The organism is Segeticoccus rhizosphaerae (assembly GCF_005222685.1).
Taxonomy (GTDB): Bacteria; Actinomycetota; Actinomycetes; order Actinomycetales; family Dermatophilaceae; genus Segeticoccus; species Segeticoccus rhizosphaerae.
This window is the reverse complement of the sequence record NZ_SWMA01000097.1, coordinates 1-1,346: the sequence shown is the minus strand read 5'-3', so window position 1 is coordinate 1,346 and position 1,346 is coordinate 1. Positions and strand designations below refer to the sequence as shown.

1 protein-coding gene is annotated in these 1,346 nt (G+C 76.5%); it reads right to left on the bottom strand.

Features of this window, described 5'->3' with window-relative positions:
- The coding region (locus tag FCN22_RS21455) for an ATP-dependent DNA helicase (protein WP_162308302.1) at positions 1 to 1,346 on the bottom strand (1,346 nt) is incomplete at both ends.

Genomic DNA, 1,346 nt, shown 5'->3' with positions numbered 1-1,346 from the left:
GGCGTACCGGGCCGCCTCGGTGGCGGCGAGTTCGGCGGCGTGGGCGGGTCCGAGGTCGGCCCGGTCCCGGCCGAAGGCCTCGATCCATTGGTCGCGGGCCTGCTCGACGGACTCGGCGATCAGGTGGGCGGTGTTCGCCGCGCGTCCCCGGGTCAGCGCGACGTAGGCGGCCGCGGCGCTGGTGTGCTCCCCCACCACCAGGTGCGCACGGTGCACGGTCTCGCCCTGGGCGCCGTAGACGGTGCTGGCGTAGGCCAGCTCGACGTTCTCGCGCACGTAGGTCGCGGGGAGGCTTCGTGGCCCGCCTCGACCGGTCACCGTCAGGGACCCGTCGGCGCTGGTCCTGGTGATGGTCCAGGTCTCCCGGTTGGCGACGTCCAGGCCGCGGTCGTTGCGGCGGGTCGCCACCAGGTCGCCCACCCCGACCCGCTCGCCCGCCGTGGTGGTGACCGCGTGCTGGTCGTCGACCCGGCCGGCGGCGACCAACCGGTCCCGGATCGCGGCGTTGAGTGCCGCGACCTGCTCGCGGGTGTCCGCGACCACCAGCACCCGCCCACCCTCACCACGCGACTCACCACAGTTCTCGCGTCGATGCTCCCCACCGGCGTCGGTGGCGGCGTCGGCGACGGTCTGGGCGAGGGCGTGGAGGCGTTCGGCCTCGCTGGCGTGCAGGACGACCTCGCCGCGGGCCCGCAGGGCGTCGAACACTCCCCCGGGGTCCTGGCCGGCGCGCATGGCCAGGCTGAGGCGGGCGTAGTCGGGGTCGGCGAACCGCTGCACCGCCTGCAGGGTCACCTGGTCCTCGGGGTGGGCCCAGCGGGCGGCCAGGTCCAACACCCCGCCGCGGCCGACCGCGGGCAGCTGGTGGCGGTCCCCGACCAGCGCCACCCTGGCGCCGGCCTCGTCGGCGATCACCAGCAGCGCACGGGCGGTGTCCTGGTCCACCATCCCGGCCTCGTCGACCAGCAGCACGTCACCGACGGCCAGCACCGCCGACCGGCAGGGGCCCTCGTATGCCGTGCCGGCGGCCGGGTCCCTCTCGCCGGCGCGCAGCCTCGTCCAGGCACCGTCGGCACTCTGGCGGTAGCCGTGCTGGTGGGCCAGCCAGGCCGCCGAGGCAGCACGGCTGCCGAGCTGGCGGCTGGCGACCTCGGCCGCCTTGCGGATCGGGGCCACCACCACCAGCTCATGCCCCCGGCGCCCGATCGCGGCGCGGGCCGCGGCCAAGGTGGTGGTCTTGCCCGACCCCGCAGCGCCCTCGACCACCAGCAGGGCCCGGTCCCCGGCCAGCGCGGTCACCACCGCCTGCTGCGCGGTGTCCAACCGCACCCCGCCGCCGACCGCCT